General features: G+C 42.5%; 15 protein-coding genes. 13 read left to right on the forward strand and 2 right to left on the reverse strand.

Going from position 1 to position 14,686, the window contains the following annotated elements; all coding sequences use genetic code 11:
- Positions 1-11: 11 nt before the first annotated feature.
- Positions 12-980, reverse strand: a complete 969-nt coding sequence (locus H513_RS0102525; RefSeq protein WP_026799291.1) for a nucleoside hydrolase — start codon at positions 978-980, stop codon at positions 12-14.
- Between the two features lie 137 nt (positions 981-1,117).
- Between H513_RS0102525 and H513_RS0102530 the strand changes: the two genes are divergently transcribed.
- The 13 genes from H513_RS0102530 (at position 1,118) to H513_RS21770 (ending at position 13,942) form a co-directional block, all read left to right on the forward strand.
- Positions 1,118-1,495, forward strand: a complete 378-nt coding sequence (locus tag H513_RS0102530; RefSeq protein WP_036769903.1) for a DUF2188 domain-containing protein — start codon at positions 1,118-1,120, stop codon at positions 1,493-1,495.
- Between the two features lie 182 nt (positions 1,496-1,677).
- The gene (locus tag H513_RS19475) at positions 1,678-2,292 is read left to right on the forward strand and encodes a TetR/AcrR family transcriptional regulator (protein WP_051239614.1); all 615 of its coding nucleotides are present in this window, start codon (positions 1,678-1,680) and stop codon (positions 2,290-2,292) included.
- A 47-nt stretch (positions 2,293-2,339) separates the two neighbouring features.
- Entirely contained in the window at positions 2,340-3,482 is a 1,143-nt protein-coding gene (locus H513_RS0102540) for an acyl-CoA dehydrogenase family protein (RefSeq protein ID WP_026799293.1), read from the forward strand.
- Positions 3,483-3,498: 16 nt separating this feature from the next.
- The gene (locus H513_RS0102545) at positions 3,499-5,148 is read left to right on the forward strand and encodes an AMP-binding protein (RefSeq protein ID WP_026799294.1); all 1,650 of its coding nucleotides are present in this window, start codon (positions 3,499-3,501) and stop codon (positions 5,146-5,148) included.
- Positions 5,141-6,490, forward strand: coding sequence for an acetyl-CoA carboxylase biotin carboxylase subunit (locus H513_RS0102550; RefSeq protein ID WP_026799295.1), 1,350 nt, complete (start codon positions 5,141-5,143; stop codon positions 6,488-6,490). The genes H513_RS0102545 and H513_RS0102550 overlap by 8 nt, the downstream gene beginning before the upstream one ends.
- 20 nt (positions 6,491-6,510) lie before the next feature.
- Positions 6,511-6,723 carry an acetyl-CoA carboxylase biotin carboxyl carrier protein subunit gene (locus H513_RS0102555; RefSeq protein WP_026799296.1) on the forward strand — a complete coding sequence of 71 codons (213 nt, stop codon included), beginning with the start codon at positions 6,511-6,513 and terminating at the stop codon, positions 6,721-6,723.
- A 15-nt stretch (positions 6,724-6,738) separates the two neighbouring features.
- Positions 6,739-7,650 (forward strand): hydroxymethylglutaryl-CoA lyase, encoded by a 912-nt coding sequence (locus H513_RS0102560; protein WP_026799297.1) that lies wholly within the window; start codon positions 6,739-6,741, stop codon positions 7,648-7,650.
- On the forward strand, positions 7,647-8,429 hold the full coding sequence (locus H513_RS0102565; RefSeq protein WP_026799298.1) for an enoyl-CoA hydratase: 783 nt from the start codon (positions 7,647-7,649) through the stop codon (positions 8,427-8,429). The genes H513_RS0102560 and H513_RS0102565 overlap by 4 nt, the downstream gene beginning before the upstream one ends.
- A gap of 16 nt (positions 8,430-8,445) precedes the next feature.
- Entirely contained in the window at positions 8,446-9,975 is a 1,530-nt protein-coding gene (locus H513_RS0102570; RefSeq protein ID WP_026799299.1) for an acyl-CoA carboxylase subunit beta, read from the forward strand.
- Positions 9,976-10,000: 25 nt separating this feature from the next.
- The gene (locus tag H513_RS0102575) at positions 10,001-10,780 is read left to right on the forward strand and encodes a class I SAM-dependent methyltransferase (protein WP_026799300.1); all 780 of its coding nucleotides are present in this window, start codon (positions 10,001-10,003) and stop codon (positions 10,778-10,780) included.
- A gap of 130 nt (positions 10,781-10,910) precedes the next feature.
- Positions 10,911-11,711 carry an MBL fold metallo-hydrolase gene (locus H513_RS0102580; protein ID WP_036769898.1) on the forward strand — a complete coding sequence of 267 codons (801 nt, stop codon included), beginning with the start codon at positions 10,911-10,913 and terminating at the stop codon, positions 11,709-11,711.
- 23 nt (positions 11,712-11,734) lie between these two features.
- Positions 11,735-12,778 (forward strand): zinc metalloprotease, encoded by a 1,044-nt coding sequence (locus H513_RS0102585; RefSeq protein ID WP_026799302.1) that lies wholly within the window; start codon positions 11,735-11,737, stop codon positions 12,776-12,778.
- Positions 12,779-12,883: 105 nt separating this feature from the next.
- Positions 12,884-13,942, forward strand: a complete 1,059-nt coding sequence (locus tag H513_RS21770; RefSeq protein WP_026799303.1) for a hypothetical protein — start codon at positions 12,884-12,886, stop codon at positions 13,940-13,942.
- A 65-nt stretch (positions 13,943-14,007) separates the two neighbouring features.
- Here H513_RS21770 and H513_RS0102595 read toward each other — a convergent pair whose 3' ends face one another.
- Positions 14,008-14,541 (reverse strand): GNAT family N-acetyltransferase, encoded by a 534-nt coding sequence (locus H513_RS0102595; protein WP_026799304.1) that lies wholly within the window; start codon positions 14,539-14,541, stop codon positions 14,008-14,010.
- Positions 14,542-14,686 lie beyond the last annotated feature (145 nt).

Genomic DNA, 14,686 nt, shown 5'->3' on the forward strand with positions numbered 1-14,686 from the left:
CCCCTCTCACACTAACGTGTTGGAGGGGTTCTTCTTGTTAATTGAGTAACAAATCGATTAAGAAATGTAGGATAATCTACACCTATTGCTACATAATGAGCAGGATAATCCGCTTTATCCTTTACTTGTCTGAAATCACCAATAGTTTGGCCGAACGCTTCTCCTTCTTGTGTCACTACTTTCACTGGTGCTTTATTGAACGTAACAGAACGACCGGCAATGATGCTCCATAACGCCAATACATCGTGAAGTGGCGGACCAGGTAACGGCTCCGTTGACTTGCTCTTATAGAAGTTAAAGTAGTAATCGAACATTGGTTTGAATAATTGCTTGATAATAGGATTTGGACAGTATTGTTTAATATATTCAGCAGTCTCATTCGGTAGATAAGCATACTGGGTGACATTGAGTGGAACGATAAACATCGGTTTGCCAACGGTTAAGATGAAATGAGCTGCATAGGGGTCCCCGTGTATATTCGCCTCTGCTACTGGTGTAACATTCCCAGGGGATAAAAAAGCCCCGCCCATGATATACACATCCTTAATTCGTTCTCTGTATTCCGGGTATAGAACGAAAAAAGTCGCAAGAGACGAAAGACGACCGACATTTACGACGTAGATGTCGTCTTCCTCGTACTGGTGAAAGAGCGTTCTAACATAATGGAAATCTTCAATTCTTCCTTGTTGAGAGGCTTCGCTTGGTATAAATGGGCCAAGCCCATAGTCGCCATGAATTTCAGGTACATAATCAGGAACCTTACCTGTATAAGGCTTGGACGCACCTTCTATAATAGGAATGTGCTCTGCGTTTGCAAGAGACCTTATGAACAGTGCGTTTCGTTTCGCATTTTCCCTCGGAATATTCCCATAACCGGTAACAACAGCCACAATATCAATTTCCTCTTCAAAGAAGGCATAGACGAGAGCAAGCACATCATCGATTCCGAAATCCGCAAAAAATAACACCTTTTTCCCCATTAAGATCACTCCACTAGGGCGTTTTCTTAATACTATTCCACTTTCACCCACTTATCCCAACTAAAGTAAAACAGCTTGTTTACATATTACAGAGACTGGGAATGGAAAGGTAGACTATGTTGGAGGTGGATAAGAATATGGCGAAGAATCGTTGGACAAAGCAAGATTATCCAGAATCAATGAAGAACTTACCAGATGAAGTTAGAGAAAAAGCGATTGAAATTGCAAACGCACTGTTAGACGAAGAGGATATGCCTGAAGGACGAGCAATTGCCATTGCAACCTCACAAGCACAGAAATCAGAAGGAAGTACAGATAAAGATACCGTTTATCATGTCGTTCCGCAGGAAGAACGTTGGGCTGTTATGAAAGAAGATGCGAAACAGGCGAGTTATATGGCTGATACAAAAGATGACGCCATGGAACGAGCACGTGATCTTATGAATAAACACGATGCCATTCTAGTCGTCCATAAAGCAGATGGCACTGTACAGCAGCAAATCAATCAAAAATAGAACGGTAGAACAAGAAAAGCCAAGGCTAGTGGGAAGTATAGAGCCTTGGTTTTTCTTGTTCTAATTTATAGTAAGAAGCGTTGGTTTGACGAGCGGTCTCGGACTAAGTCGAAAAATATATCTAGAATTATCTGAATTCTCGTGCTATTATGTAAGCGGATTCATAAAAGGGGAGATGATGCATGCCTGAACTACGAGAGAAAGTTATTCAATCTTCATTAGAGCTGTTTGCAGAGAAAGGCTTTCATAGAGTATCTGTAAATGAAATAGTGCAACACTGCGGCGTATCCAAAGGTGGATTCTATCATTATTTCAAGTCGAAAGATGAGCTGCTTTATGTGATACACGATACATTTATTACATATGTTCTAGAGAAAGCCCAACTTGCCGTATTAAACAACACCCACCCTACCTACCAACTTCATGCAATCATCCATTCTTTCGTAAAGGTTTTTGACCTTTATCAACTCCACATTTCCGTATTTTATCAAGAGAGTATTTATTTAACCTCACCGTTTGAAGAACGCATTAAAGAAAAGCGTGACCGATTTAAAGATCTGTTGCTTGCTGTTATTAAGAATGGTCAACAACAAGATCAGTTCAGAACCGACCTTCCCCCACAAATCGCTACCATGTCGATATTGGGAATGGTGAACTGGACCTATAAGTGGTACAGCCGTGATGGAGAAAAATCCATTGATGAAATTGCCGACTACTTCTATGAATTTATTTCTAGAGCCTTATTGCCGGAAGATTTCATAATGCTTAGGAACGAAGAGTTGAATGCTAAATTATAAGACTGTCCGACCAACCAGTCGGTCTTATTAAAGAGAGGGGTTTAACGATGGATTTTACGCTAACGAAAGAGCAAGAAATGACGAAACGCATGGTTCGTGAGTTTGCTGAAGAGAAGATAGCACCGATTGCTGCAGAGATTGATCGTGAGGCGACGTTTCCTTATGAGCTATTTATGGAGATGGGGAAGCTTGGGTTATTAGGCATCCCGTTTCCTGAGCAATACGGCGGGGCAGGTGGAGATACGCTCACATATGCTCTAGCGGTTGAAGAAATTGGACGCGTGTGTGGGAGTACTGGACTTAGCTATGCTGCTGCCGTCTCACTCGGAGCCAGTCCGATTTACTATTTCGGAACTGAAGAACAAAAACAATCTTTCCTTGTGCCCCTAGCAAAGGGAGAAGCTCTCGCATCATTTGGGTTAACTGAACCAAATGCAGGGTCTGATGCAGGTGGCACAGAAACGAAGGCCGTATTAGAAGGCGATGAATACGTCATTAACGGGGAGAAAAGTTGGATTACGAATGCAAGCTACGCGAGAAGCATTACAGTAACAGCGGTGTCAGGGAAACGAGAGAACGGTAAGCCCATTATCTCTGCGTTTCTTGTACCTGCTGATACTAAAGGGCTAACCATCTCAAGTAACTACGACAAGATGGGCGTACGTGGTTCAAACACTTCAGAGATTATTTTAGAAGATGTACGGGTGCCTAAGGAGAATATCTTAGGAGATGAAACTAAAGGGTTCGGTCAATTTCTATACACGCTCGATGGAGGGCGAATCTCAATTGCAGCTTTGGCTGTAGGCATAGCGCAAGCATCTTTCGAGAAAGCGCTTCAATATGCGAAAGAACGGAAACAATTCGGTCAACCCATTTCGAAATTTCAAGCCATACAATTCAAACTTGCTGACATGGCAATGGAAATTGAATTAGCTCGGAATATGGTGCATAAAGCAGCCTGGCTGAAAGATGAGGGAAAACCATTCTCTAAAGAGTCTGCTTTTGCAAAGCTCTATGCATCTGAAACTGCATTTCGGACAGCCAATCAGGCGATTCAAATCCATGGTGGCTATGGATATATGAGAGAGTATGAGGTTGAGAGATATTTACGCGATGCAAAGTTACTCGAAATCGGCGAGGGTACATCAGAAATCCAGCGCATGGTTATTAGTCGAAATCTAGGGTGCTAGGAAAGGAGAGAAATCTATGTTACTCAATCAGACGGTTGGTCAATTGGTAGAGTCAAAAGCAGTTTCTCACCCAGATCATGAAGCCTATGTATACCCAGAGCACGGAATTAGAAAGACCTATAAGCAATTTCATGAGGACACAGATGAGGTAGCGAAAGCGTTTATGGCACTTGGTGTAGAGAGAGGCGAACACGTGGCAATCTGGTCTGATAATAAGCCTGAGTGGTTAATCTCCCAATTTGCTACTGGAAAGATGGGCGGCGTACTTGTAACGGTTAATACAAATTATCAAGCTACTGAATTGAACTACTTACTGAAACAGTCTGATGCAACAACGTTATTACTAGCTCTTACGTACAAAGATACTTCCTACCTTGAAATTCTTACATCAATCTGCCCTGAACTGAAGCATTGTGACAAAGGAATGCTTCATTGTAAAGACCTCCCTTACTTGAAGAATATTATTGTATTAGATGATGAACAGCGCCCGTACGCGTACAATTGGCGCGAATTCGTAAAGCTCGGAGAAGAGATATCAGATGCGGCACTCCAACAAAGAAAAGAAAGTCTAAGTGTCGATGACGTCATTAATATGCAATATACATCAGGTACGACCGGTTTCCCTAAAGGGGTTATGCTCTCCCACTATAATATTGTCAATAACGGGAACTTAGTGGCTGATTGCATGGAACTAACGATGACTGATCGTCTTTGTATCCCCGTCCCTTTCTTCCATTGTTTCGGGTGTGTACTCGGGACGATGGCGGCTGTATCGAAAGGGGCTACAATGGTCATTCTTGAACAATTCCATCCAGAGTTAGTCATGAGCGCTGTACAAGAAGAGAAATGTACCGCACTTCATGGTGTTCCAACCATGTTCATCGCCGAACTAAATCATCCGAATTTCAACTTATACTCTTTCCCTCATTTAAGAACAGGAATCATGGCTGGTTCTACTTGCCCAATGGAAGTGATGAAGGCTGTTATGAATAAGATGGGCGCTCATGAAATTACGATTGCTTATGGACAGACGGAGTCTTCTCCTGTTATTACACAAACGAGAACGAAAGATTCAGTGGAACGAAGAGTAGCATCAGTTGGAAAGGCTCATCCTCATGTTGAAGTGAAGATTGTAGCACCAGGAACGAATGATGAGGTGCCGCGCGGGGTCCCAGGTGAATTATGCACACGAGGGTACCTGGTGATGAAAGGCTATTATAACAATCACGAAGCAACTGCTGCCGCGATTGATGATGAGGGATGGCTTCATACGGGAGACATTGCAGTCATGGATGAAGAAGGGTACGTTGATATTACAGGTAGGATGAAAGATATGATTATTCGTGGTGGAGAGAATATTTATCCTAGGGAAGTAGAAGAATTTCTTTATCAACATCCTGACGTGCTTGATGTACAGATTGTAGGTGTTCCAGACCCGAGATATGGAGAAGAGCTAATGGCGTGGATCATTCTTAAAGAGGGTGTGACGAGTACACCGGATTCCATCAAATCGTTCTGTGAAGGTAAGATTTCAAGACATAAGATTCCAAAATACGTTGTCTTCACAGAATCGTATCCAATGACAGCAAGTGGGAAGATACAGAAATACCTACTTCGTGAACAGTCTGAGAAACTTGTAAAAGAAAAGGAGCGGTTAGATGTTTAAGAAAGTATTGATCGCAAATCGCGGTGAGATTGCTTCGCGGATTATTCGAACGTGTAAGCGTTTAAACATTGATACAGTCGCCATCTACTCCGACCCAGACAAAGATAGTCTGTACGTTCAAGAGGCAACCGAGTGCTATCCATTAGGTGGTACTAGGGTTCATGAAAGTTATTTAAATATAGACAAAGTGCTTCAAATCGCGAAAGAAGCCGAAGTTGATGCCATTCATCCAGGCTACGGTTTATTGAGTGAGAACGGGGACTTTGCTGAACGGTGTGCAGAAAGAGGGTTTGTGTTCATCGGACCGAAACCTTCTATTATGCGCAAGATGGGTAACAAAATTGAAGCAAGAAGGACGATGGAAGAAGCTGGTGTGCCTATTGTACCTGGAACAGATGCAGCTACAAATGATTTAGAAGAAGCAATACAAGAAGCAAAACGCATCGGTTACCCCATTATGCTAAAGGCAGCAAGCGGTGGAGGCGGCATTGGGATGCAACTTGTTCAGAATGAAGCTGAACTTATGAAAGCGTTCGATGGAAATTCAAAGCGGGCTACGATGTTTTTCGGAGATGGAACGATGTTTCTAGAGAAATTTATAGAAGAACCTCGCCATATCGAAATCCAGCTATTAGCAGATGAACACGGAAATGCGGTTTACCTCTTTGAGCGAGAATGCTCAATTCAACGACGTCATCAAAAGGTTGTGGAAGAAGCGCCTTCTCCGTTTCTTTCAGAAGAAACAAGAACAAAGATGGGGGAAGTTGCAGTTCGAGCTGCTTTACAATTAGGCTATTCGAACGCAGGTACGATCGAATTTCTAGTAGATGCCCATGAACACTTCTATTTCCTTGAGATGAATACTAGATTACAAGTGGAGCATCCAGTCACAGAAGAGATTACGGGAGTCGATTTGGTTGAAGAACAAATACGAGTTGCATCAGGCGAGCCATTACGTTTCCGACAGAAAGATTTGACGATTGAAGGGCACGCAATAGAAGTTAGAATCTATGCGGAAGACCCCTATACGTTTTATCCAGCACCTGGGCAGTTGACGGATTTACAGTTGCCACAAGGTGATGGAATCCGGCATGAGCTTTCTATCCATCGTACATCGACTATTAGTCCATTTTACGATCCTATGATCGCAAAGTACGTCGTGTCAGGTGATTCTAGAGATGCAGTTATACGTAGGATTGAAGAAACGTTGCCAACCTACAAAGTAGAAGGGATTAAAACAAATATTCCGATGATTTACGACGTCATCTCACATCCTCAGTTCAAAGCAGGCAGGACTACGACAAATTTTGTTGAATTATATTATCAGAACCAACCTAATTAGAAATAGAGGGGGCCGTCCATATGGTAGAAATGAAAGCAAATATGGCAGGAAGCGTTTGGAAAATTGTTGTTGCACAAGGAGATCAGGTACAAGACGGTGATGATTTAGTCATCTTAGAATCAATGAAGATGGAAATTCCAATTCCGGCTGAAGCGGATGGAGTAGTGAAAGAAATTAAAGTTGCTGAAGGTGATTTCGTAAATGAAGGAGATGTCGTTGTAGTCATTGAATGATGAAAGGGTGATGTCATGCCTTTACCTGAACGAATTCAAATTAAGGAGGTCGGTCCTCGAGACGGCCTCCAGAATGAAACCGAAATCTTATCGACGGAAGCGAAGATAGAATGGATTAATGCGCTAAGCCAAACCGGACTCTCGTACATTGAAATTACTTCATTCGTTCACCCCAAGTGGATTCCGCAACTCGCGGATGCATTAGAAGTTGCATCGGCAATTCGACGGAAGGAGGGGGTGACCTATGCTGCGCTTGTACCTAATTTAAAAGGATTACAGCGCGCCCTACAGGCAGATGTGGATGAGGTGGCTGTGTTTATGTCTGCTTCTGAAGCACATAACAAGAAGAACATCAATAAGTCGATTGGAGACACGTATAGAGTACTAAATGAAGTCATTGAAGAAGCGAAAGAAGAACAGAAATCTGTACGAGGATACATATCAACTGTCTTTGGTTGCCCATATGAAGGAAAAGTCTCTGTTGATGATGTGCTACGCATTTGTGACCGTCTATTTGAGATGGGAATTGATGAATGTTCGCTAGGTGACACGATTGGAGTTGCCAATCCTAAGCAAGTTCAAGACGTATTAACAAAGCTTGAACGGTATTTTCCTAAGCATTCTCTTGCGCTTCATTTCCATAACACTCGTGGAACTGCGTTGGCGAATGTGTGGGCAGCGATGGAGCTTGGGTACGAACGGTTTGACAGTGCATTAGGTGGATTGGGGGGTTGCCCGTACGCGAAAGGGGCCTCTGGAAATTTAGCAACGGACGATTTGCTTTATATGGTTCAGGAAATGGGATACAACACTGGGATTGATGAATTGAAGCTAAGAGAAGCTGCGTCCTTAATTCAAGGCCATCTGAATAAAGAACTACCTAGTCATCAAATGAGTATTGTGAACAGAGGAGGCATACAAGTATGAAATATCCAGTGACATTAGAGATCATTGATGAATCCATTGCTTACGTGACGTTGAATCGTCCTGAAGCAAGAAATGCGTTATCTACTCACTTACTAGATGCCATGCAAGGGATTATTAAAGATATTAATAATATGAAATCCATTCGTTGCGTTGTCATAACAGGTACTGGCGAGAAAGCCTTTTGTGCAGGTGCTGATTTAAAAGAGCGCTCAGGTATGAATACGTCTGAAGTAGCGCTCGCTGTGGAGCGGATTGGTCAAACAATCCAGGCTGTTGAGACGATTAAGGTTCCTGTTATTGCTAGTTTAAATGGAGGGGCATTTGGCGGGGGGCTTGAGCTCGCGTTAGCTTGCGATTTACGTATTTCTGAAGATACGGCAGTGATGGGCTTAACAGAAACCTCTCTAGGCATTATTCCAGGAGCAGGTGGCACACAAAGACTTCCTCGTCTTATCGGCCCTGGTAAAGCAAAGGAGTTAATTTATACAGCACGTAAAGTTTCTGCCAATGAAGCTTTAGATATAGGACTAGTTGAGAAAGTAGTTCCAGAAGAACAACTGAGAGAGGCTACGCTTGAGTGGGCACAACAAATCGCTAAGAATGCACCAGTATCCCTACAACAAGCGAAGAAAGCAATCAACCTTGGATATGAACTAGATATTCAGTCTGGTTTGAAGGTGGAAGCGTTATGCTACCAAACTACAATACAGACGAAGGACCGACTTGAAGGACTACAAGCCTTCAAAGAAAAGCGTGACCCTGTTTATACGGGAGATTAATTCTAAAGGGGGCATCATGTTGGCTGATCTTACGTATCGTGAACACGTTGAGGCAATAGAAAAAGGTGGACCTGAGAACTATCATAGTAAGAATGAAGAAAAAGGCAAGCTGTTCGTACGTAAACGACTTGAGCTCTTGTTAGACCAAGGCGTAGATGTAGAAGATGCTTTCTTTGCAAATTGTGCAGAAGGTAGCCTTCCTGCTGACGGGGTGGTTACAGGTATTGGGAAAGTCAACGGACAGACTGTTTGTGTGATGGCGAATGATTCAACTGTAAAAGCAGGCTCTTGGGGTGCCAGAACAGTTGAGAAAATCATTCGTATTCAAGAAACGGCTGAGAAGCTTGAAGTACCTATGTATTACTTAGTTGATTCAGCTGGAGCACGCATTACAGACCAAGTAGAGATGTTCCCAGGCCGAAGAGGTGCAGGGAGAATCTTCTACAATCAAGTGAAATTATCTGGACGCATTCCTCAAATCTGTTTATTATTTGGGCCATCTGCTGCTGGTGGGGCGTATATCCCGGCTTTTTGTGATGTTGTGGTGATGGTTGAAGGCAATGCCTCCATGTACTTAGGCTCTCCACGTATGGCTGAGAAAGTGATTGGAGAGAAAGTGACCCTTGAAGAAATGGGTGGTGCTCGTATGCATTGCTCAGAATCAGGGTGTGGAGATGTTCTAGTAAAGTCAGAAGAAGAGGCCATTCTGTTTGGGCGACGCTATCTTACTTATTTCCCAGCAAACTTTAGACAACAACCAGCCCGTATTGAACCCACACCACCTAAACTCCAAGACCTCTCCATCGAAGAACTCATTCCAAAGAACCAAAACGCACCTTTTGATATGTATAAATTAATACATCAACTGATTGACGAAGATAGTTTCTGTGAGATTAAGCGGTTATTCGCTCGTGAGCTTATAACAGGATTAGCGCGTATAGATGGGCGTACAGTTGGTATCATTGCCAATCAACCAAGAATGAAAGGTGGGGTCTTGTTCCACGACTCTGCTGATAAAGCGGCCAAATTTATTCAGTTGTGTGATGCCTACCACATTCCGCTTCTCTTCCTAGCAGATATCCCAGGCTTCATGATTGGAACGAGAGTGGAGAAAGCAGGCATTATCCGACACGGGGCGAAAATGATTTCAAGTATGAGTGAGGCATCTGTGCCAAAAATCTCAGTTATCGTTCGTAAAGCTTATGGTGCTGGCCTCTATGCTATGGCTGGTCCCGCCTTCGAACCAGATTGTTGTATTGCTCTGCCATCCGCTCAGATTGCGGTTATGGGACCAGAAGCGGCAGTGAATGCGGTTTATGCAAATCGCATTGCCCAATTAAGCGAGGAAGAACGCCCCGCTTTCATTCAAGCGAAACAAGAAGAATATAAAGAGAACATCGACATTTACCGCCTTGCTTCTGAGATGGTTGTAGATGCTGTTGTTGAGCCAAACGCCCTTCGTCAGGAACTAATTAGCCGGCTAGAAGCCTATGAAACGAAACAAGTAACATTTACAGAAAGAAAACATGGTGTCTATCCAGTGTAAGAAGAGGCCGTATGTACCAAGAAGTATGAGAGGAAGACAAATAATGGACCAAAAGAAGCAAGTACAACAAACCTTTGGAAAGAATGCTTCCAAATATGTGTCTAGTCGAACTCACTCTACTGGAGAAGATTTAAAGAGTATGATCGATTGGCTGAGGCCTACCAAAGATACTGTGGCTCTTGATATTGCAACCGGTGGCGGACATACGGCCAAAGCGTTGGCATCTCATGTGAAATCTATATTTGTTACAGATTTGACGAAAGAAATGGTAGAGCATTCTCGTCAATCAATCGATGCAGACAATGCGTACTATATTGTGGCAGACGCTGAACAATTGCCATTCATCGACCATAGTTTTGATCTAGTCACATGCCGAATTGCGGCTCATCATTTCCCGCACCCAGAGCAGTTTATTAAAGAAGTGAAACGCGTGTTAAAGCCAGGAGGACACTTTTTATTTATAGATAACGTGTCACCAGAACAAGAAATGTATGCTCAGTTCTTCCATACATTTGAGAAAGAAAGAGACCCGAGTCATGCACGCGCTTTATCCATCCAAGAATGGTCCACACTCCTCAACCGCCATGCCCTTCGTATTAAGATAGAGTCTAGCCGGAAGAAGGAATTGGAGTTTCGTGAGTGGGTCGAACGAACAGTTGAGTCTAAGGAGAAGCAAGGTGAAATCGAATCGTACTTCTTAGATGCATCAGAGTCAATTGCATCCTATATCACGGTCAAAGTTACGGATGACCAAGTGGACTCTTTCACCGTAGACGAGTGGATGGTTATAGCAGAGAAACGCTAATCTTATAAGATGGTTACGACACATTAGACTCCTGCACCATACGGAGGCTAATGTGTTTTGACTTTCTAGAGAAAACCAGCTAGGAATTTAGGTAGATATGTAAGATAATGGTATGCGGGGGGTGGATAGAATGGAATTAAACCAACATGGTGAGGTCATGTCTCTGCTGGGGAATGTAAGGTATGGGAACTTCTCTATGTCTGTGTACGTCTTTTATATTGATCATATGTTGGTCGACACAGGTGCATCGCGCATGTTACAGGTATTTAAGCCATTTTATTTAGAACATGCTATTGAGTTTGTTAGTTTAACGCACGTTCATGAAGACCATACAGGAACGGCTGCATGGCTACAAAGGGAAAAGAACGTTCCCATTTACATTAGAAAAGAAGCCATAGAAGACTGTGAAAGAGAAGCAACCCTGCCATTATACCGGGAAAAGATTTGGGGAGATCGAAAGCCTTTTTCACCGCTTCCGTATGGGGATGAGATTCAATGTAACAAACATACATACGACGTCATTCATACACCAGGGCATGAGAAGAATCATACTGTGTTGTTTGACAAAGATCGAGGCAGGTTGTTCTCAGGAGATCTTTATCTCCATGACGAGCCAAAGGTCATTATGGAAAGTGAATCCATTAACGACATGATTCAATCCATACAAGAAGTACTGAAACTCGACTTTCAAGAGATGTTCTGTCAGCATAGTGGATTTATCCCCAATGGAAAAGAAGCTTTACAAAGAAAACTGAACTATCTTGAGGATGTAAAGGGGAGGGTGATGATGTTCCATCACAAAGGCTATAGCATAAAGGAGATAAACAATCTACTCTTCTCAACTGCCCCAAAGATTGTTGAACACTCTAATCATGAGTACGATACAAGACACATCATCAGAAGTATTATAGAAGGAAGCAATGACTCCTAAGAAATGAAAGAGGTCGAAGAAATGTGAAGGTCATTACAAAGCCGGTCGGGGTTAGCGTCATTCTTACAATCATCCTCATCCTTTGCCAATTTACGAGTTATAGGGAAATCGGTAATCTACTCTTTATCTTGCAGTTGCTAGTCTTTGGAGTGTTGTTCATTCACGAACTGGGTCATGCGCTCCTTGGGGTGCGTGCAGGATATCGATTCAATTACTTAAAGGTCGGTCTCCTTTCAATTGAGAACATGGGGGAGTTACAGATTAAGGTTAACAACTCTTGGATTTTTATTGGAGGCGTAACGAGTTGTACTCCTTTAACTAGCGATATGGCGAAGCTTGTCAAGCAACATTGGTGGTTTGTTTTTGGTGGGCCTCTATTTTCAGTCTTATTCGTCATTGGTAGCTTGCTAGCAAATAGTGTCATGGAATCAGAGTTTTTAATCTACTTTGCGATTATTCATGCGGTGATTGCAACCGTCACACTACTTCCTTTCAAAGGGTCTGATGGGGAAGGGCTATATCAACTTTATAAAGGAGGTTCTGGAGCTGAACGGTACGTGGCCAGTCTCTTGCTTATGAAAGAATTCCTTACCCCCCTCCATCCCAAGGAATGGTCAGAAGACGCGCTTCATTATGCAAAGTGTGTATCGCCTAGTGAAGACAACATTGCAGCCTTATACATGCTCTTTTACCACACATTTGTTCTAGAAGGGTACGAAGCAGCTTCAGCATTAGTTCGTCCCTTTAAGGAGATCCCTGTAACGAAGGCAAATAAGATTGAAATGCAATTTGCGACTCATCTTAGACAAATACATTGTCTCGTTCAAGGTGGTAACAATAGAAAGCATCTGTACGATTTGCATAAACAGTTAACCCCTATAGAACCCATAAGCTATAAGAGGAGTCAGGCAATCTTGGCGAAATTAGATGGAGATGATGCACGAGCGGAACGTTTGTTCACTCAAATTACGCGAGATATACATAAAGGCAAAAGACAATTTGGATTTTATTTCGCGGAAGAGTTACTAACAGAGTTCGTGAAAAAACAAATAGGGCTAACAAGTTGAAGTTATGCATGCAGGTTATGCTTGTACATTTCGAGACAACTTTGATAAACCTAAGTATTCCGTCCGGTCTTCAATAGAATGGAAGTAATGGGAGGCGAGATTAAGATGAATCATTCTAATCTAGATCAACAGATTTACTGGAAGCGCATCTTCTTTCTGTTTCTTCTCATCCTTGTTCCAAATTATCTAGTTATGCAGATGGGCATAACAGGTCCAGTTGATGATCGCATTGGAGCGGCTACTGCACTTGATGTGGGGATTATCTTACCTTTGCTGTTGTATTTCTTCGGTTTCAAGAAGCGAATTTCCTGGACGGTATTAGCAGCTTTTATTCTCTTCGGGGTCGTCCTTTCGAATTGGCTTATACCGGCGAATGCTGATGGGTATTTGTCTTACTTTACTAATAGCGTTCTTGTCCTAGAAGCTGCTATCTTATCTCTTGAACTCTTCTTACTAACCATAATTGTGAAGCGGCTGCCTTTACTTATTAAGCGTTATAAAGCAACTAAAACAAATCGTTACCACTTTCTATCAAGCTTTAGTGTTGCCATAGAGCAGACCTTTGCTCTTAATCAGAACAATTCACGCAAGATTCACATTGGATTTCATATACTAGCAACTGATCTCGCGGCCATTTATTATAGTCTATTTAGCTTTAGACAAAAGCGAATAGAAGGATTTACTTTCCACAAGGGTGGAGAGTATCTTGGTGTATTCTTTATGCTCGTACATGCCATGGTCATAGAAATTATTGCGGTCCATCTGATGGTAGCCCAGTACAGTCATCTTGCAGCTTGGATTGTCACGGCATTAGATATATACCTCTTGCTGCTTATCATTGCAGACTACCAAGCCATACGACTCTCGCCAATTGTACTGGATGAAACGGGCTTCCATTTCCAAAAAGGGATTCGGGAATATGGGATAATCACTTGGGGCGAGATAGAGGGGATGTATAAGAACACGGAACTTCCGAAAGACGATGCTGTTGAACTCGCTTTCCATGGTCTAGAAAAAGAACCGCCACCTTATATCATTCGATTGAAAGAGCCTGTTCAAATTCGCCGATTCTTAGGGAAGAAGAAAGTGGTCACTGCGATTTATGTAAAGATGGATGATCATGAATCGTTTAGCGAACAATTCAATCGTTATACCGACAGTTGATATTCACACTAGTTAAAACGACAAATAAAGCCGGCCACTTAGTGTGGACCGGCTTATCACGTTCATTAACTATTAAATGCTTCTGGATAATGTACCACACCTTGAATGTTATCAAGCGAATGCCCATTGAGTGGCAATGCCATAAATGATTCATCCGGGACATCGAAGGGTGCTTTAATTCCCCAATGACTAGCGGGTTTAAACCCGAACCTTGGATAATAATCCTCATGTCCTAACACGATGACAGAAGAGTATCCTAGTGTTGTGGCGCGTTGCAATGCCTCACGAATTAGCATGCTCCCAATTCCTTTACGTTGGTACTCAGGTATAATAGAAACTGGTGCAAGTGCTAATGAATCAACTGCATGATCGCGCTTAACTATATTAATCTTTGAAAGCAATAGATGCCCGACTATAGTTTCGGTTTCATCTAGTGCGACTAAAGAGAGTTCTGGGATAAAGCCATCACATTGTCTTATCGCCCTTACTAGGTGATGTTCATTTTGGTCGCTAAGAGGTTCCTTCAAGAACGCATGCTTAATAACCTCTTCAATCCTCGACATATCCTGTGGTGTTTCTTGCCGAATCGTTATATTCAATCACGACACCTACTTTCATTGATAATAATGCTTTCAAGTATAGCTCATTGCATCTATTCGTCAAGCGAATAGAAAAAGCTTAGAGGTTCTATCCTCTAAGCTTTAAATTTCGTTATTACCCTAATAGTACTGAATAACAAAGCCG

The sequence above is a fragment of the Pontibacillus halophilus JSM 076056 = DSM 19796 genome, assembly GCF_000425205.1.
GTDB lineage: Bacteria > Bacillota > Bacilli > Bacillales > BH030062 > Pontibacillus_A > Pontibacillus_A halophilus.